Origin of the sequence: Limimaricola soesokkakensis (assembly GCF_900172345.1) — a bacterium.
Lineage (GTDB): Bacteria > Pseudomonadota > Alphaproteobacteria > Rhodobacterales > Rhodobacteraceae > Limimaricola > Limimaricola soesokkakensis.
Window position 1 is genome coordinate 58,963 of sequence record NZ_FWFY01000003.1, and the last position, 16,479, is coordinate 75,441.

16 protein-coding genes are annotated in these 16,479 nt (G+C 68.9%); 10 read left to right on the plus strand and 6 right to left on the minus strand.

Annotated features, from left to right (window positions below):
* Window positions 1–56 precede the first annotated feature (56 nt).
* Window positions 57–1,376 (plus strand): glutamate--tRNA ligase, encoded by a 1,320-nt coding sequence (gene gltX / locus LOS8367_RS05640; RefSeq protein WP_085895526.1) that lies wholly within the window; start codon window positions 57–59, stop codon window positions 1,374–1,376.
* 80 nt (window positions 1,377–1,456) lie between these two features.
* Window positions 1,457–2,347 carry an NAD(P)/FAD-dependent oxidoreductase gene (locus LOS8367_RS05645; RefSeq protein WP_085895527.1) on the plus strand — a complete coding sequence of 297 codons (891 nt, stop codon included), beginning with the start codon at window positions 1,457–1,459 and terminating at the stop codon, window positions 2,345–2,347.
* Between the two features lies 1 nt (window position 2,348).
* Here LOS8367_RS05645 and LOS8367_RS05650 read toward each other — a convergent pair whose 3' ends face one another.
* Complete coding sequence (locus LOS8367_RS05650; RefSeq protein WP_085895528.1) at window positions 2,349–4,874, minus strand: ABC transporter permease; 2,526 nt, start codon at window positions 4,872–4,874, stop codon at window positions 2,349–2,351.
* The gene (locus LOS8367_RS05655) at window positions 4,871–5,542 is read right to left on the minus strand and encodes an ABC transporter ATP-binding protein (RefSeq protein ID WP_085895529.1); all 672 of its coding nucleotides are present in this window, start codon (window positions 5,540–5,542) and stop codon (window positions 4,871–4,873) included. The genes LOS8367_RS05650 and LOS8367_RS05655 overlap by 4 nt, the downstream gene beginning before the upstream one ends.
* A 52-nt stretch (window positions 5,543–5,594) precedes the next feature.
* Here LOS8367_RS05655 and LOS8367_RS05660 point away from each other — a divergent pair, with 52 nt between their 5' ends.
* Together LOS8367_RS05660 and LOS8367_RS05665 are read left to right on the plus strand one after the other, a co-directional pair.
* On the plus strand, window positions 5,595–6,257 hold the full coding sequence (locus tag LOS8367_RS05660; protein ID WP_085895530.1) for an arylesterase: 663 nt from the start codon (window positions 5,595–5,597) through the stop codon (window positions 6,255–6,257).
* A gap of 32 nt (window positions 6,258–6,289) precedes the next feature.
* On the plus strand, window positions 6,290–6,493 hold the full coding sequence (locus LOS8367_RS05665) for a dodecin family protein (protein ID WP_085895531.1): 204 nt from the start codon (window positions 6,290–6,292) through the stop codon (window positions 6,491–6,493).
* Window positions 6,494–6,610: 117 nt separating this feature from the next.
* On the opposite strand, the gene LOS8367_RS05670 is transcribed toward LOS8367_RS05665, so the two are convergent.
* Entirely contained in the window at window positions 6,611–6,817 is a 207-nt protein-coding gene (locus tag LOS8367_RS05670; protein WP_085895532.1) for a cold-shock protein, read from the minus strand.
* Between the two features lie 235 nt (window positions 6,818–7,052).
* On the opposite strand from LOS8367_RS05670, the gene LOS8367_RS05675 reads away from it, so the two are divergent.
* The 3 genes from LOS8367_RS05675 to dacB all read left to right on the plus strand — a co-directional run bounded on the left by LOS8367_RS05675 (window position 7,053) and on the right by dacB (window position 10,074).
* On the plus strand, window positions 7,053–7,871 hold the full coding sequence (locus tag LOS8367_RS05675) for a TolB family protein (protein ID WP_085895533.1): 819 nt from the start codon (window positions 7,053–7,055) through the stop codon (window positions 7,869–7,871).
* On the plus strand, window positions 7,868–8,476 hold the full coding sequence (locus tag LOS8367_RS05680) for a nicotinate-nucleotide adenylyltransferase (protein ID WP_085895534.1): 609 nt from the start codon (window positions 7,868–7,870) through the stop codon (window positions 8,474–8,476). The genes LOS8367_RS05675 and LOS8367_RS05680 overlap by 4 nt, the downstream gene beginning before the upstream one ends.
* A gap of 113 nt (window positions 8,477–8,589) precedes the next feature.
* On the plus strand, window positions 8,590–10,074 hold the full coding sequence (gene dacB, locus LOS8367_RS05685) for a D-alanyl-D-alanine carboxypeptidase/D-alanyl-D-alanine endopeptidase (protein WP_085895879.1): 1,485 nt from the start codon (window positions 8,590–8,592) through the stop codon (window positions 10,072–10,074).
* 31 nt (window positions 10,075–10,105) lie between these two features.
* Here the strand turns inward: dacB and LOS8367_RS05690 are convergent, their stop codons facing one another.
* Together LOS8367_RS05690 and LOS8367_RS05695 are read right to left on the minus strand one after the other, a co-directional pair.
* Window positions 10,106–10,285, minus strand: coding sequence for a PLD nuclease N-terminal domain-containing protein (locus LOS8367_RS05690; RefSeq protein ID WP_085895535.1), 180 nt, complete (start codon window positions 10,283–10,285; stop codon window positions 10,106–10,108).
* Window positions 10,286–10,343: 58 nt separating this feature from the next.
* Entirely contained in the window at window positions 10,344–10,760 is a 417-nt protein-coding gene (locus LOS8367_RS05695; RefSeq protein WP_085895536.1) for a tellurite resistance TerB family protein, read from the minus strand.
* 91 nt (window positions 10,761–10,851) lie between these two features.
* Between LOS8367_RS05695 and LOS8367_RS05700 the strand changes: the two genes are divergently transcribed.
* Window positions 10,852–12,432 carry a lysine--tRNA ligase gene (locus tag LOS8367_RS05700; RefSeq protein WP_085895537.1) on the plus strand — a complete coding sequence of 527 codons (1,581 nt, stop codon included), beginning with the start codon at window positions 10,852–10,854 and terminating at the stop codon, window positions 12,430–12,432.
* Between the two features lie 55 nt (window positions 12,433–12,487).
* Here the strand turns inward: LOS8367_RS05700 and LOS8367_RS05705 are convergent, their stop codons facing one another.
* Window positions 12,488–13,387, minus strand: a complete 900-nt coding sequence (locus LOS8367_RS05705) for a CHAD domain-containing protein (RefSeq protein WP_085895538.1) — start codon at window positions 13,385–13,387, stop codon at window positions 12,488–12,490.
* Between the two features lie 135 nt (window positions 13,388–13,522).
* On the opposite strand from LOS8367_RS05705, the gene LOS8367_RS05710 reads away from it, so the two are divergent.
* Together LOS8367_RS05710 and LOS8367_RS05715 are read left to right on the plus strand one after the other, a co-directional pair.
* Window positions 13,523–13,933 (plus strand): DUF4864 domain-containing protein, encoded by a 411-nt coding sequence (locus LOS8367_RS05710; protein ID WP_085895539.1) that lies wholly within the window; start codon window positions 13,523–13,525, stop codon window positions 13,931–13,933.
* Between the two features lie 206 nt (window positions 13,934–14,139).
* Window positions 14,140–16,398, plus strand: coding sequence for a glycosyl hydrolase family 28-related protein (locus LOS8367_RS05715; RefSeq protein WP_242665513.1), 2,259 nt, complete (start codon window positions 14,140–14,142; stop codon window positions 16,396–16,398).
* Window positions 16,399–16,479: the final 81 nt, after the last annotated feature.

A 16,479-nucleotide genomic window follows, 5' to 3' on the forward strand; every position in this document is an offset into this window, starting at 1 on the left:
CCGATATGGACAAAACGGACCGCCTGTGAAAGAGCCGTCACGAACAGGAGAGCCCCATGACAACGACCCGTTTCGCCCCGTCCCCCACCGGTTGGCTGCATATCGGCAACCTGCGCGCCGCGCTGTTCAACCATGCCATCGCGCGACAGCAAGGCGGCGAGTTCATCCTGCGCATCGATGACACCGACCAGGAACGCTCCAAGCCCGAATACGTGGACGGCATCCTCGAGGCGCTGGATTGGCTTGGCATCACCCATGACCGGGTTGAGCGGCAATCCGACCGGATGGAGCGCTACACGGCGGCGCGCGAGAAGCTGGTGGCCGACGGGCGGCTCTACGAATGCTTCGAGACCCCGACCGAGCTCGACCTGAAGCGCAAGAAGCAGCTCAACATGGGCAAGCCGCCGGTCTATGACCGCGCTGCGCTGGACCTGTCCGACGCCGAGAAGGACCGCCTGCGCGCCGAGCGCGGTAGCCATTGGCGCTTCAGGCTCGACCGCGAGCGGATCGAGTGGGAGGACGGCATCCTCGGGCCGATCTCGATCGACGCCGCGAGCGTGTCCGACCCGGTGCTGATCAAGGAAAGCGGGCAGGTGCTCTACACCTTCGCCTCCTCGGTGGACGATGCCGAGATGGGCATCACCGACGTGGTGCGTGGCTCGGACCATGTCACCAACACCGCGACGCAGATCCAGATCATCCGGGCCCTGGGCTACGAGCCGCCGCGCTTCGCGCATCACTCGCTGCTCACCGGCCCGCAGGGCGAGGCGCTGTCCAAGCGGCTCGGTACGCTGAGCTTGCGCGACCTCAAGGCAGCGGGGATCGAGCCGATGGCGATCCTGAGCCTGATGGCGCGGCTGGGTTCCTCGCAGCCCGTGGAACTGCGCCAGACGCCTGCCGAGGTGATCGAGGGCTTCGACATCGCCACCTTCGGCTCGGCGCCCACCAAGTTCGACCCCGCCGATCTGGAGCCGCTGACCGCGCGCTGGCTGTCGCAGCAGCCGCTCTCGGAGGTCGCCGAGGACGTCCGCGCGGCGGGGGTGCCCGAGGATCTGGCCGAGGCGTTCTGGGCCACGGTGCGCGGCAACCTCAAGACCCGCGCCACCATCGCCGAGTGGTGGGCGGTGTTCCGCGACGGCACGGCGGGCCGCGCCGAGCCCGAGGATGCCGAATTCGTGGCGCAGGCTCTGGGAATGCTGGGCGAGCCGCCCTATGGCCCGGAGACCTGGAAGTCCTGGACCGACGCCGTGAAGGCCGAGACCGGCCGCAAGGGCAAGTCGCTGTTCCTGCCGCTGCGCCGCGCCGTCACCGGCATGGATCACGGCCCGGAAATGGCCGATGTCATGGCGCTGATGCAGGTCAAGCCGCGCGTCTGATCGGGCCCGCCCAGGGCTTCGGGCTGGACCCGGCCCGCCCGCGCCATATCTCCCGCCTCTGACGAGGCGGGAGATCGGCCATGAAGGATTGCATCATCGTGGGCGGCGGTCCGGCGGGGCTCACCGCCGGGATCTACCTCGCGCGGTTCCTGCGCGACACGGCGCTGTTCGATGCGGGCCGGCCCCGCGCGCATCGCATCCCGCGCACCCGCAACCTGCCGGGCTACCCGGACGGGATCGAGGGGCCGGAACTGCTCGACCGGATGCGCCGCCAGCTCGATCACTACGACGTGGAGATCCGCCGCGACCGCGTCACATCGGCCAGCCGCATCGATGGCGGTTTCCGGGTCGAGGCCAATGGCGGCGCGCTAGAAGCGCGGACGCTGATCCTCGCCACCGGCGTCACCAACCGCCCGCCACAGATCCCCGAGGAGATCCATAACGAAGGGGTGGCGCGCGGGCTGATCCGCTATTGCCCGATCTGCGACGCCTACGAGGTGCGCGGAAAGAAGGTGGCGATCCTCGGCTCGGGTCCGCACGCCGTGGCCGAAGGCCGCTTCGTGCGCCACTACGCCGAGGACGTGACCGTGGTGCGCCCCGAGCACGCGCCGCTCGACGATGACGGAGAGCGGGCGCTGTCCGAGGCAGGGCTGAAGATCCTGCCGTCGCATCGCCGCGAGATCCGGCTCGACGGTGACGAGATCGTGGTCGAGATGCAGGACGGGCGCGAGGCCCGCTTCGACACGCTCTATGTCGCGCTCGGCACCGATCCGCATTCCGATCTCGCCCGCGATCTCGGCGCGGATCTGACCGAGGCGGGTTGCATCCCGGTCGACGAGCATTGCGAGACCAGCATCGAGGGGCTCTTCGCCATAGGCGACGTGATCGCCGGGCTCGACCAGATCGCCTATGGCATGGGCCATGCCGCCGTGGCGACCACGGCGATCCACAACCGGCTGCTCGGGCGCTAGCTCAGTCCTGCGCCCTGAGCACCTGCGCCGGGCGCACCTTCAGCGGTCGCCAGGCGAAGCCCAGCCCCGCCAGCAGGCTCGCCAGCGCACCACCCAGCACGATGCCCACGGCCGAGGACCAGATCACCGAAAAATCGGTCTCCATCACGAAGCGCGCCGCGGCCCAGCCGCCCAGCACGCCGGCGCCGAGCGCCACGAGGCCGGCGGCTGCCCCCAGAAGCGCCGCGCGCAGCGCGAAGCTCGACAGGATGCGGCGGCGCGAGGCGCCCAGCGTCTTGAGAATCGCCGCCTCATAGGTGCGCGACCGCTCGCCAGCCGCCGCCGCGCCGATCAGCACCAGGAAACCGGTGAGCAGGGTGGCGGCGGCGCCGTAGCGGGTCGCGGCGGCGATGCCATCGACCACGCGGGTGACCTGATCGATGGCGTCGCGGACCCGGATCGCGGTGATGTTGGGATAGGCGTCGGCGAGATCGCGCAGGATCGCGGCCTCGGCCTCTTCCTCGGCATAGACCGTCGAGATCCAGCTATGCGGCGCGCCGGCGAGCGCGCCGGGGTTCATCGACATCACGAAGGCGATGGCTGCCGAGCCGAAATCGACGCGCCGCAGGTTGGCGATGGTCGCGGTCACGTCGCGGCCCAGCACGTTGACCGTGATCTCGTCGCCGATTCCGAGCCCGATCTCCAGCGCCTCCTCCTCGGCGAAGCTCACCAGCGGCGGACCCGCGTAATCCTCGGCCCACCATTCGCCCGCGACGATCTCTTCGCCATCCGGCGGCGTGGCGGAATAGGTCAGGCCGCGATCGCCATGCAGCACCCAGTGATCGGCGACCTCGCGCGCAGCTCGGCCGTTGATCTCGCTGACGATGCCGCGCAGCATCGGCGCGCTGTCGACCCGGCTAACCTGCGGATCGTCGTCGAGCCGGGCGCGGAAGCCCTCGATCTGGTCGGGCTGGATGTCGACGAAGAAATAGGCGGGCGCGACCTCCGGCAGGTCGTTCTGGATCGCCCGGCGCAGATTGCCGTCGATCTGGCCCACGGCGGCCAGCACCGACAGGCCGAGCCCCAGAGACAGCACGACCGAGCCGGTCTCGCCCCCGCGCTTGCCGATCGCGCCGAGCGCCAGCCGCAGGCCGGGGCGTCCGCGCAGGCCGCGGCCGAAGCGGCGCGCCAAGGCCTGCACGCCGAGCGCTGCGAGGGTCAGCAGCAGCAGCGCCCCCCCTATGCCACCCGCGGTCGAGAGGGTGAGCCTCCACGTGCCCGAAAACAGCACCGCGGCGCCGAGAAGCACCGCCAGCAGCGCGAGGATCGCGCCCATGTAGCGCCGCCGAGGCAGGGCGCGGCCCGCCCCCATCGCGTCGCGAAACAGCGTCGCGGCGCGCACGTTCTCGGTCCGCGCCAGCGGCCAGAGCGTGAAGATCATGGCGACCAGCGCGCCGTAGAGCGCCGCCTCGATCAGGGGGCGCGGATAGATCGCGAACTCCGCCGGGATCGGCAGCCGCGCGGTGATCAAGGGCGCCAGAACGAGCGGCACCGCGATGCCCAGCGCCAGACCGATGGCGAGACCCAGCAGGGTCAGCGCGCCGATCTGCAGGAAATAGGTGAGGAAAATGGTGGCGCGGGTCGCGCCCAGTGTCCTGAGCGTGGCGATGGTTGCGGTCTTGCCCGCGAGATAGGCGCGCACCGCGGCCGAGATGCCGACGCCGCCCACAGCGAGGCCCGACAGGCCGATCAGCACGAGGAAAGAGCCGAGCCGGTCGATGAAACGCTCGGTGCCGCCGGCGCCGCGCCGCACATCGCGCCAGCGCAGCCCGCTGCCCTCGAACCGGCTCTCAGCCTCGTCCTCAAGCGCCTGCAGATCGGCCTCGGGCGGCAGGTCGAGCCGGTAGGCGGTCGAGAACAGCGTGCCCTCGGCCAGAAGCCCCGACCCCGACAGGTCCTCGGCCAGAACCAGGCTGCGCGGCCCCAGGCCGAAGCCGCCCGCCGCGCTGTCAGGATAGCGCGTCAGGACCGCCATCAGCACGAAGTCCTGCGTGCCGAGCCGCAGCCGGTCGCCGGGCGACAGCGCCAGCCGGTCGGCCAGCGCCCGCTCCACCACGATGCCGGGCAGGCCGTCCGTGCCCGCGAAGGCCGCCTCGATCGGCATTTCCGGTTCGAGCCGGACCTCGCCCACCAGCGGATAGGCCCCGTCGACGGCGCGGATCTGGGTCAGGGCGCGTTCGGTGTCGCCATCGCGTTCGACCACCGCCATGGAGCGGAAATCCACGGTTTCCGAGACGGTTGTCGCGACGCCCTGCATCCATTCCAGCTCGGTCGGGTCGGCATAGCGATAGGTCAGCTCGATCTCGGCATCGCCACCGAGGATCGCGGCGCTCTCGCGCTCCAACCCGGCCTGGATCGCCGAGCGCACCATGCCGACCGCGGCGATGGCGGCGACGCCGAGCGCCAGACAGGCGAGAAAAATGCGAAAGCCGCGCAGCCCGCCGCGCAGCTCGCGCCGCGCGAGGCGTGCGGCGAGACCGGCGCTCACGCCGCCACCCGCCCGTCGGTGAGGCGCACCACCCGGTCACAGCGCTCGGCCAGCTCGGGCGCGTGGGTCACCATCACCAGCGTCGCGCCGTGCCGGTCGCGCAGGTCGAACAGCAGGTCCATGATCTGCGCGCCGTTGGCGGCGTCGAGATTTCCGGTGGGCTCGTCGGCGAGCAGGATCTTGGGATGTGGCGCGGTGGCGCGCGCCAGCGCCACGCGCTGCTGCTCGCCGCCCGAAAGCTGGCCGGGGTAATGTCCGGCGCGGTGGCCGAGGCCGACGGCCTCCAGCTGCGCCTCGGCGCGGTCATGCGCGTCGCGCAGGCCGGCGAGTTCGAGCGGGATCGCGACGTTTTCCAGCGCCGTCATCGTCGGGATCAGGTGGAAGGATTGGAACACCACCCCCATATTGTCCCGGCGGAACCGGGCCAGAGCGTCCTCGTCCAGCGCGGTGAGATCGTGGCCCAGCGCCGCGACGGAGCCGCCGGTGGCGCGCTCCAGACCGCCCATGAGCATGAGGAGAGACGACTTGCCTGAGCCACTCGGACCCACCAGCCCCAGGGTTTCGCCCGGCGTCACCTCGAGCGTGATCCCGTGCAGGATTTCCACCGGCCCCGCATTGCCCGAAAGCGTCAGCTCGGCATCCTTCAGGGAGAGAACGGGTTCGGTCATTCGCAGGGCCTTTCTTCGCGCACGCCCCGAGCGATATGGCGTGGTGGCGGGGATGCGCAAGCTGTTGCTCCCGCTGCTGATCGCCGCAGCCCCGCTCACGGCGCAGGCCGAGGAACTGGTGATCGCGGCGCTGGGCGACAGCCTGACCGCCGGATACGGGCTGCCGCAGGGTGACGGGCTGGTGCCGCAGCTGCAGGAATGGCTCGACGCCGAGGGCGCCGAGGTGCGGCTGATCAATGCCGGTGTCTCGGGCGACACCTCGGCGGGCGGGCTGGCGCGGACCGACTGGACGCTCACGCCCGAGGTCGACGCGATGATCGTGGCGCTGGGCGGCAACGACTATCTGCGCGGCCTCGACCCCGACGAGATGCGCGCCAACATCGACGGCATCCTCGACAAGGCCGAGGCGGCCGAGGTCGAGACGCTGCTGGTGGGGATAAAGGCAGGGCCGAACTACGGCGCCGACTATGCGCAGGCCTTCGACGCGGCCTATGCCGATCTCGCGCGGGAGCACGAGGTGCCGCTGTATCCGGACTTCTTCGCGCCACTGCAGGAGGGGCGCGGTGTCGACGAGGCCCGGCGCGCCTATCTGCAGCCCGACGGCCTTCACCCCAACGCCGAGGGCGTGGCGCTGATCGTCGAGGCGCTGGGCCCGGAGGTACTGGCGCTGGCCGAGCGGGCGCGCACGGGTGAATCGCGGGCCGAGCTGCGCTAGACTTCCCCCATGGCAACAGGGAGGTTCACGCCATGTCCGTCGCCAAGGTCACTGAAATCATCGCCGCTTCGCCAGACAGCTTCGACGACGCGGTGAAGAAGGGGATCGAGCGCGCTTCGGAGACGCTTTCGGGCATCACGAGCGCTTGGGTCTCGGAGCAGAAGGTCGCGGTGGAGGGCGGCCGCATCACCGAGTATCGTGTCGCGATGCGGGTCACCTTCATTCTCGAGGATTGAAGGTTGCCGGGCAGCCGAAAGCCGGCCCCGGAAAGCTGACACCATACGAAAACGGGCGCGGCCCGCGCCGCGCCCGTTCGAAATTCCTGGCGAAGGGACCGGAACGGCCCCTGCGTCTTACATCGGCTTGAGGTTCACCGCCGATTCGCGGCCGTCGCGGCCGGCTTCGATGTCGAAGCTGATCTTCTGGTTGTCGGCGAGGCCGGTCAGGCCCGAACGCTCAACGGCGGAAATGTGGACAAAGACGTCCTTCTTGCCGCCATCGGGCGCGATGAAGCCATAGCCTTTGGTGGTGTTGAACCATTTCACGGTGCCGGTAGCCATCGTGCTGTCTTCCTTAACAAGTACCCGCTCGCGGAATTGCAGCGGTCTTCGGCTCTGTCAGTGCTGATCGAGGGACTGAGGCCGTAAAGGAGACAGTGGTCGATAGAGGTAACGTCGCCTTGTCCAGTTAACCCGAATCGGCCAGAAAATCAATTCGCATTCGGAGGCGTCGCAGCCGGGTCGGTGGCGCGTCGCGCGCCCCGCGGCAGCGCGGTCCGGCAGTCCCGGGGGAGCGATGAAAAGCGAGATCTGCATCTGGCGGACCGATGGCACGGTCACGCGGCGCCTCTCCTGCGCGGGCCGGATCGAGGCCCCGAACTGGTGCGCCGACGGCGCGATCCTCGTGAACGCAGGGGGTCGCCTCTGGAGGCTCGCGCTGGGAGCGGAGCGGCTGGAGCCGGTCGAGACGGGCTTCGCCACGCGGCTCAACAACGATCACGCGCCGGCGCCCGACGGCTCGGTCATCGCGATCTCGGACAAGGTCGAGACCGGCGCCTCCTGCATCTATCTCGTGCCGATGGCAGGCGGTGCGCCGCGCCGTCTCACGCGGCAGGTGCCCTCATGGATGCATGGCTGGAGCCCCGACGGGCGACAGGTGGTCCATGCCGGTGCGCGCGATGGCGGTCCGGTGGGGATCTACCTTACCGATGTGGAGACCGGGACGGAGCGCCGCGTGACCGCCGGTTTCGACCATGCCGATGGGCCGGATTTCTCGGCCGACGGGCAATGGATCTGGTTCAACGGCGAGCGCGACGGCACGGTCGATATCTGGCGCATCCGTCCCGACGGCACTGGGGCCGAGCGGATGAGCGGCGGGCCAGGCGTCGATTGGTTCCCTCACCCCTCGCCGGATGGCCGCCACGTGGTACATCTGCGCTACCCGCCGGGCACCAAGGGCCATCCTGCCGATCTCGACGTGGCGTTGTGGCTGATGCCGCAATCGGGCGGGGCAGGGCGCGAAATCGTGCAGATGCGCGGCGGCCAGGGCAGTATCAACGTGCCCTCATGGGCGCCCGATTCCTCCGCCTTCGCCTTCGTGAGGTATCCGGCATGAGCACAGGCTGGCCGCAGGCACGGGCGGGGCAGGCAATCGGGCTTCTGGGCGGGTCGTTCGATCCGGCGCATGAGGGGCACATGGCGATCACGCTCGAGGCGATCCGGCGGTTCCGGCTGGACCGCGTCTGGTGGCTGGTCAGCCCGGGCAACCCGCTCAAGCCGCGCGGCCCGGCACCGATGGCACAGCGGATCGCGCAGGCCGAGCAGGTGGCACAGCACCCGAAAGTCCGTGTCACCGACATCGAGGCGCGGCTCGGCACCCGCTACACCGCGCAGACCATCGCGCGGCTGAGGGCGCGCTACCCGGGTGTCGATTTCGTCTGGCTGATGGGGGCCGACAATCTCGTGCAGCTGCATCGCTGGCAGGATTGGCGGCGCATCGTCGAGACGGTGCCGATGGGCGTCTTCGCGCGGCCAGGCGACCGGCTGGCGGCGCGGCTGTCGCAGGCGGCGCGGGTCTATCGCGGGGCACGGCTGCCGATGCACGCGGCCGAAGGGCTGGCGCGCGCCCCGGCCCCGGCCTGGTGCTTCGTCAACCTGCCGATGTCGGCCGCTTCCTCGACCGCGATCCGCGCCGATGGCGACTGGCCGGGCGGCGGCTGAAAACTTGCGAAACCGTGAGGCGCGGGGCGTTGTCTCGACCCGCCCGCGCGCTCTATCTAACGGGTATGAAAGCACGACTGACCCGACGCGGGCTGCTCATCGGCGGCCTTTCCATGGCCGCCTCCGCCACGATGGCGCAGCCATTGACCTCTTTGCGCCCGCAGGCCCGGCCCGATGGCGCCGTGGCGCTCGATGCGCAGCCCTCCGGGCTGCGTCCGAAGCTGCGTGATTCCACCGCCCGCTTCGTCGAGGAGGCGCGACTTGGCGGCCGCACCGGCTTTGTCGCGCTCGACGCCCGCACGGGCGAGATCCTCGACCAGCATGACGCCTATACGCGGCTGCCGCCGGCTTCGGTGGCCAAGGCGATCACCGCGCTCTACGCGCTTGAGGCGCTCGGCGGCGATTTCCGCTTCGAGACCACGCTCGTGGCCACCGGGCCGATCGAGAACGGCATCGTGCAGGGCGACCTCGTGCTCGCCGGGACCGGCGATCCGACGCTGGATACGGACGCGTTGGCCGAGATGGCGCTCAAACTCAAGGCGATGGGCGTCCGCGGCGTCGCCGGCGGGTTAGCGGTCTGGGGCGGCGCGGTGCCGCAGCAGAGCCAGATCGACCCGGTGCAGCTGCCGCATCTGGGGTACAACCCGGCGGTCTCGGGGCTCAACCTCAACTACAACCGCATCTATTTCTCGTGGGCGCGATCGGGCGGCGACTACGAGCTGTCGCTCGATGCACGTGGCACCAACACCCGCCCAGAGGTCTCTCTGGCGACGATGGAGGCGGTGGATCGCGGCACGCCGGTCTACACCTACGCGCAGGAGGACGGCGTCGACGTCTGGACCGTAGGCCGCCGCTATCTCGGCGACAGCGGCTCGCGCTGGCTGCCGGTGCGCCGCCCGGCGCTCTATGCAGGGCAGGTCTTCGCTGCGCTGGCCGAGGAGCAGGGGATCGAGCTCGGAACCGTCTCCGAGGCGGCCTCGGCGCCGCGCGGCACGGTTCTGGTGCGGCACCAAAGCGCCGATCTGACCAAGCTGATCCGCGACATGCTGCTCTATTCGACCAACCTTATCGCCGAGCAGATCGGCCTCGCGGCCTCGGTCGCGCGCGGCACCGGCGTGACCGATCTGCCCGGATCGGGACGGGCCATGTCGGACTGGGTCGAGGCGCGCTTTGGTGCGGCGCCGGACCTCGTCGATCATTCGGGGCTGGGCGGCGCCAGCCGGATCAGCGCCATGCAGATGGCCAAGATCCTCGCCACGCCGCAGGCGCGCGAGGAGTTGCGGCCGCTGCTGAAGTCGATCCGCCTCTTTGGCCCGCGCGGCGAGGCGCTGCCGCGGCCGCCGGGCGTGGTGGTGGCCAAGACCGGCACGCTGAACTTCGTCAGCGCGCTGGCGGGCTACGAGCGGACGCTGGGCGGGCGCGACATCGCCTTCGCGATCTTCTCGGGCGATGTCGCGCGCCGGATCGACGCGCAAGACGAGGAGGAGGAACGCCCCGAGGGCGCGCGGACCTATAACAGCCGCGCCAAGTGGCTGCAGCAACGGCTGCTGCAGCGCTGGGGTATCGCCTATTCGGCCAAGGCGGAAACCACCAATTAGGGCCAGCGGAGCCCGCGCCGGGGCCCGCCCGTCAGATCCGGGCGCCGCGGCCGCGCGGCCCCATGAAGAACCACACGATCAGGCCCAGCACCGGCAGGATCAGGATGGCGAGCGTCCAGAGCACCTTCTTGCCGGTCGAGGCGGAGGAGGTGATGACGTTCCAGATGGCGTAGAGGTCGAGCAGGAAGACGATCAGTCCGAAGATGCGCATGGCACGGCCCTTTCATGGCTATGCCCGCTGAACGCGCATCCCGCCCGGCGGGGTCCGCTCAGACGGTGAGATGCCGCGCCCGCGCGCCGCGCTCGATCGCCGCGGCGTGCAGCCGGTCGATCGACAGCTCGTAGCGGATCTCCTCGAGCATCCGCCCTTCGCCCTCGGTAACGTTGCCGTCGGCGGCGGCGACGTCGCAAGCCAGCGCATAGGCGGTCTCGTAGAGCCGCTCGGGCAGCGCCTCGCGGATCAGCCCAAACAGCGCGTCGAGCCCGTCCTCCTGTTCCAGCAGGTCGAACACCGTGCTGGAGATGGCCGAGAGATCGTCGCCGTAATCGGCGAAGACCGGCAGGTGGTTGACCATGTTGGAGATTTTCACGAGCTCCGAGGTGCGAATGTTCTCGTCCGAGGCCGAGACGGCGATCATCAGCGCCACCAGCGCATCCTGCGCGGTCAGGGAAGGGGTGTCGCTCATGGGTCCTGCTCCTTGCATTCACGGGCCAATTTATTGACGCCGTGACCCCCCCGCAATAGGAGAGCCGAGATCATTCCCAAGAGGTGACACGATGTCCGAGATGCGCGACGCGGCGATGCAGAGCAAGGCCTGGCCCTTCGAGGAGGCGCGCGCACTCTTGAAACGGCTGGGCGGCAAGGACCCCGAGAAGGGCTACGTGCTGTTCGAGACCGGCTATGGCCCGTCGGGCCTGCCGCATATCGGCACCTTCGGCGAGGTGCTGCGTACCACGATGATCCGCCGCGCCTTCGAGGCGATCTCGGACATCCCGACGCGGCTGGTCTGCTTCTCGGACGATCTCGACGGCATGCGCAAGGTACCCGAGAATGTGCCCCAGCAGGAGATGATGCACGAGAACCTGCAGCGGCCGCTGACGAGTGTGCCCGATCCTTTCGGCACGCATGACAGCTTCGGCGGGCACAACAACGCCATGCTGCGCCGCTTCCTCGACACCTTCGGCTTCGAGTACGAGTTCATCTCGGCGACCGAGTTCTATCGCACGGGCAAGTTCGACGACACGCTCAAGCTCGCCACCGAGCGCTATGACGACATCATGGCGATCATGCTGAAGAGCTTGCGCGACGAGCGGCGCGAGACCTATTCGTGCTTCCTGCCGATCCACCCGGAGACGGGCCGCGTGCTCTACGTGCCGATGAAGCACGTCGATGCCAAGGAGCACACCGTCACCTTCGACGACGAGGACGGACGCGAATGGACGCTGCCCGTCACCGGCGGCAACGTGAAGCTGCAGTGGAAGCCCGATTTCGGCGCGCGCTGGGCCGCGCTCGGCGTCGATTTCGAGATGTATGGCAAGGACCACTCGACCAACACCCCGATTTATGACGGCATCTGCAAGGTGCTGGGCGGCCGCGCGCCGCACCACTTCACCTACGAGCTGTTCCTTGACGATCAGGGCCAGAAGATCTCCAAGTCCAAGGGCAACGGCCTGACCATGGACGAATGGCTGAGCTACGCCTCGACGGATTCCCTGAGCTACTTCATGTATCTCAAGCCCAAGACCGCGAAGCGGATGCATTTCGACGTCATCCCCAAGATGGTGGACGAATATCACCAGCAGCTGCGCGCCTATCCGGGGCAGGACCTCAAGGCACAGCTCGCCAACCCGGTCCACCACATCCATCAGGGCGAGGTGCCCGCCTCGGACATGGTGGTGCCGTTCCAGATGCTCTTGAACCTCGTCTCGGTGTCGGGCGCCGAGGACAAGGACACGCTGTGGGGCTTCATCCGTCGCTACGCGCCCGAAGCCAGTCCCGAAACGCATCCCGGCCTCGATAACGCGGCGGGCTTCGCGATCCGCTATTACGAGGATCGCGTGAAGCCGACCAAGACCTACCGCGCGCCCACCGACGAGGAGCGTGCCGCGCTCGAGGACCTGCGCGCGCGGCTTGCCGCGTGGGACGGTGGGGCGGATGCCGACGGGCTGCAATCCGAGGTCTTCGCGGTAGGCCGCGAGCGGGCGTTCGAGCCGATGCGCGCCTGGTTCAAGGCGCTCTACGAAGTGCTGCTCGGTGCCTCCGAGGGGCCGCGCTTCGGTGGCTTCATCGCGCTTTACGGCGTCGAGAACACGATTGCGCTGATCGACCGGGCGCTGGCGGGCGAGCTCTCCGCCTGAGGTCGCATGGCCCTGCGTGTGGGCCCTGAGGGGCCGCGCGCAGGGCATTCTGGCGCTACCTGAGATCCTTGGTTTCGCGACGCCACAGCCGCCAAGTTTCCACGATCCGCGCCGCCACCTCGTCCGGCGGCTCGCCGAAGAGCCTGCGGGCCAATGGCATCGCCTGCGCCGCCAGCTCCTTTTGTCGCCGCGCCGCAAGTGCGCAAAGCGCGCCGCGCGCCGTCTCGTCGCGGGGCAGGGCGCGCTCGGCGACGAAGCCGCACAGCGCGTCGAGATCGTAGTGATCGCCGATCAGAGTCGCCAGCCGCTTGGCGGTCTTTTCCCGCGCGCCGATCATCTGGGGCCAGGCTGGGCGCAAGAGCCTCATCTGGGCGCGGTGATCCTTGGCCCGCTTGCGCAGCTCATGCAGCCGCTCCGGTGTCGGATCGCGCTCGGCTTCCTTGAGTGCCGCGTGGCCGCGCCGCAGCGTACGTGCCAGCCCTTCGCGCAGCAGGTCGCGCCCCTTGCCGCGGATCTCCCATTCGCCGCTGCGACGCGCCGTCTCCTCAAGCGCCGCAACCATGGCGTCGAGATCGGCCGCTGTCCCCCGATCGGCGGCACGCGCCTCGCGATGAAGCGCGCTGCGCAGCCCCGCGAAGGCGCGACGGTCGAGTTCGTCCGCGTAGTGATCGATCAGCGCCTCGAACGTCTCGACCCTGACGGCGGCGTCTCGGTGCCCCGACAGGGTGCGGGCCGCATCGCGCAGACGGCCATTCGCCGATTTGAAATCCGCCATTCCCGGCCGCGCCAGCCGCAGAACGGCGCGCAGCTTGCGCGCGTCCTTCCGCAGCGCGTGGACGGCCTCGTCGGCCGGAAGCACGGCGAGCTTGCCGCCCGCCCGGTCGCCGCGTTCGGACATGATCCGGCGCAGCGTGGCCTTCAAACTGGCATCTTCGGGCGTGATCCGAAACGGCATGGTTTCTCCGAAGGGTGGTGAAACAAAACCATGGCGTTACATGGCGGTTCCACGAACCAGCAAGGTGAGCGCCCTTTAGGTGAAACCTTGTTCCGCTCTCATTCGTATATAGTCCGAACGAACGGAGATCGAACGATGCGAATGGGTTGGGCGGCGCTGGCGCTCTTTGGAACGCTGACGGTCGCGGCAGTGGCACAGCAGGCAAGCGAGATGACGATCCCCGAGGTGATCGGGGATCAGCTGTCCGACTTTACCGCGCGCGATCTTGATGGCGCCTTCGCGCATGCTAGCGAGATGATCCAGCGTCTCTTCGACAACCCGGAGAATTTCGGCCGCATGGTCGAACAGGGCTATCCAATGGTCTGGGACAATGACAGCGCGCGCTTCATGAGCCTGCGCGAGGAGAGCGATGCCTCGTTCCAGACGGTGTTGATACGCGATGCGCGCGGCGTGCCGCATCTGCTCGAATACCGGATGATCGAGACGCCGCAGGGCTGGCGCATCGACGGTGTGACCCTTTTGGCGGCGCCCGGGCTGGGCGTCTGAGGCGTTGCGCAGCCCGAGTCTGGCCGCGCGGTGCATGACGGGTGCGTTCATGCAAAGGCGGTAATCCTGTCTCCTGTCCGGTGGCCTTCGAGGCCGCATGGACGCGGACCGGGCGGGCCGGGATGGCGACGGGCAGGGGGGCCTTGTCGCCTTCGGCCCGCCGCAGCGACAGGGGCCAGACCGCCATGCCGATCTTGGATGCATTGATGCCGACGCCGTTCGCCGCAGGGTTGGAGGTGTGGTCGAGCGGCGACGGTACGCCCGGCTCGGACACCTATGCCCAGTCCGGTAGCGGCGTTTTCGTGCCCGCCGATCAGGATTTTGGCGGCGCGTTGGAGATCCTCAAGACCACGGCGGTCCAGAAGCTGCGCTACATGGGCGAGACGCCGATGCGGCCCGGCCTCTACATCCGGGTGCGGGCGCGTGCGAAGGCGTTGTCGGGGCCGATGCCGGGACTGCGCATCGCGGGCTGGGCCGGCCGCGCCGACGGCACCCAGCTCGGCGGCGTCGAGGGGACGGGGCCCGTGACCCAGCTCGCCGCCTATGGCGAGGTGGTCGAGGTCTCGGCGATCATCGGGCCGGGGCGGCAGGCCGGGGTCGATCTGGTCTGGACCGGCGCCGATCTCGGGCATCTCGGGGTCGACCTCACCGGACCTTCGGGCGGGGTGGTGCGCCTCGACGATCTGGTGTTCGACGATGTCACGCATCTCTTCGCGGCCGATCTCGCGGCGGTGGTCGATGTGCGCGATTTCGGCGCGCGGGGCGACGGCACCGGCGACGACGCCGCCGCCTTCGAGGCCGCCGACGCGGCGGCAGGCGGCCAACGCACGGTACTGGTCCCGGAGGGGAGCTATCGCATCGCGAGCAACGTCACCTTCCGCAGCCATGTGCGCTTTGTCGGCACCGTGCTGCCGGCGGGCGCGGCCAAGCTGATCCTGCAGCGCGATTTCCGCTTCGGGGCCTATCTTGACGCGCTGGGCGACGAGGAGCTGGCCTTCACCAAGGCGTTCCAGGCTCTTCTGAGCTTCTCGGACCACGACTCGCTCGATCTCGAGGGCCGCCGGATCAGCCTGTCGAAGCCCTTCGACATGGCTGCCGCCGTGCCCGATCGCGAGACCTTTGCCACGCGGCGGGTCGTGCGCAACGGCCAGTTCCAGCCGATCGACGGGGCCGCGTGGACGCCCCGGGTGGTGCGGGCGCAGGCCAGCTATTCGCCTTCCAACCCGACCCGTCTCGCCGAGGTCGCCAACATCTCCGACATCGCGCCGGGTAGCCTCGTCACCGGCAACGGGGTGGGGCGCGAGGTCTATGTGAAATCGGTCGACGTGGCGAACCGGCGGATCACCCTGAGCCAGCCGCTGTTCGATGCCGAAGGGGTGCAGGTCTTCACCTTCACCCGGTTTCGCTACCTGATCGATTTCTCGGGTTTCAAGGATCTGAGCCAGTTCGTCTTCGATGACATCGAGTTCCAGTGCAGCGGTGTCGCCAGCGGCATCATCCTGCCGCCCGCCGGACTCACCTTTCACCTGCGCGACTGCTTCGTGACCAAGCCGCGCGACCGTGGCCTCACCTCCCATGGCAGCGGCTGCCAGGGAATGATGATCGACCGCTGCCAGTTCCTCTCGAACGAGCAGGGCCTGCCGGTGGAGCAGCGGAAAACGCTGTGCTTCAACGCCAACGCCAACGATGTGAAAATCCGCGACAGCCGGATCGTGCTGTTCGAGCATTTCTGCGTGCTGGCGGGCACCGGGAACCTGATCTCGAACAACCACTGGTTTCATGGAGACTCGGAAACTGACGGCGTGCGCAAGGGGGGCATCATCCTGACCCGGCCGAACCCGGCGACGCTGATCGTCGGCAACTACATCGACAACAACTTCATCGAGTGGAGCAACGAGCATGACGAGAGCCCTGCTCTGGGGCAGCAGTTCAGCTTCGGCGGGCTGACGATCATCGGCAACATCTTCATCTTCACGGATGCGGCGCGCTGGTTCAACTGGATCGTCGTCAAGCCGCGCGGACCGGGGCATTTCATCCACGGGCTGCACGTCACCGGAAATGCGTTCCGGGCCTTCAACGGATATGTCGACCGCGTCGAGCGGGTCGATACCAGCTTCGCCGATCTCAACTATGGCCGGATGCGCGACATCACCTTCTCGGGCAACGCGTTTCACGGGGTGAACCAGCCGGTGCGCAACCCCGCCAGCCTGGCCCATGCGGAGCCCGCGCCGGCGCGGATCTGGGTGGTCGACACCGCGCCGCATCTGCCGTTCGGCGGCCGGGCGCGGGTGATCGAGGCGGCGGTACCGGTCGGGCGGCTTGCCGATGTCGGGGGCAACAGCGTGCACGAGCTGCCTTGGATCGACCCGGAACATGGCAATGACCGGCGCAAATTCCGCATCGTGTTCGACACCGCCGTCTCGGGAGAGATGCGCTGCAGCGTGCGCATAGATCAGCCCGCGTGACCGGCCCTGCATATCGGGATTGCAGGAACCCGCAGGGGGGCTTGTGCGTCGTGCCGTGTCTGCCCGCGTTCTGCGGGCGTT

Coding starts and splice junctions, on each gene's coding strand:
- gltX (WP_085895526.1), top strand. CDS start 57: ATGACAACGACCCGTTTCGCCCCGTCCCCCACCGGTTGGCTGCATATC.
- LOS8367_RS05645 (WP_085895527.1), top strand. CDS start 1,457: ATGAAGGATTGCATCATCGTGGGCGGCGGTCCGGCGGGGCTCACCGCC.
- LOS8367_RS05655 (WP_085895529.1), bottom strand. CDS start 5,542: ATGACCGAACCCGTTCTCTCCCTGAAGGATGCCGAGCTGACGCTTTCG.
- LOS8367_RS05660 (WP_085895530.1), top strand. CDS start 5,595: ATGCGCAAGCTGTTGCTCCCGCTGCTGATCGCCGCAGCCCCGCTCACG.
- LOS8367_RS05665 (WP_085895531.1), top strand. CDS start 6,290: ATGTCCGTCGCCAAGGTCACTGAAATCATCGCCGCTTCGCCAGACAGC.
- LOS8367_RS05670 (WP_085895532.1), bottom strand. CDS start 6,817: ATGGCTACCGGCACCGTGAAATGGTTCAACACCACCAAAGGCTATGGC.
- LOS8367_RS05675 (WP_085895533.1), top strand. CDS start 7,053: ATGAAAAGCGAGATCTGCATCTGGCGGACCGATGGCACGGTCACGCGG.
- LOS8367_RS05680 (WP_085895534.1), top strand. CDS start 7,868: ATGAGCACAGGCTGGCCGCAGGCACGGGCGGGGCAGGCAATCGGGCTT.
- dacB (WP_085895879.1), top strand. CDS start 8,590: ATGGCCGCCTCCGCCACGATGGCGCAGCCATTGACCTCTTTGCGCCCG.
- LOS8367_RS05690 (WP_085895535.1), bottom strand. CDS start 10,285: ATGCGCATCTTCGGACTGATCGTCTTCCTGCTCGACCTCTACGCCATC.
- LOS8367_RS05695 (WP_085895536.1), bottom strand. CDS start 10,760: ATGAGCGACACCCCTTCCCTGACCGCGCAGGATGCGCTGGTGGCGCTG.
- LOS8367_RS05700 (WP_085895537.1), top strand. CDS start 10,852: ATGTCCGAGATGCGCGACGCGGCGATGCAGAGCAAGGCCTGGCCCTTC.
- LOS8367_RS05705 (WP_085895538.1), bottom strand. CDS start 13,387: ATGCCGTTTCGGATCACGCCCGAAGATGCCAGTTTGAAGGCCACGCTG.
- LOS8367_RS05710 (WP_085895539.1), top strand. CDS start 13,523: ATGCGAATGGGTTGGGCGGCGCTGGCGCTCTTTGGAACGCTGACGGTC.
- LOS8367_RS05715 (WP_242665513.1), top strand. CDS start 14,140: ATGCCGACGCCGTTCGCCGCAGGGTTGGAGGTGTGGTCGAGCGGCGAC.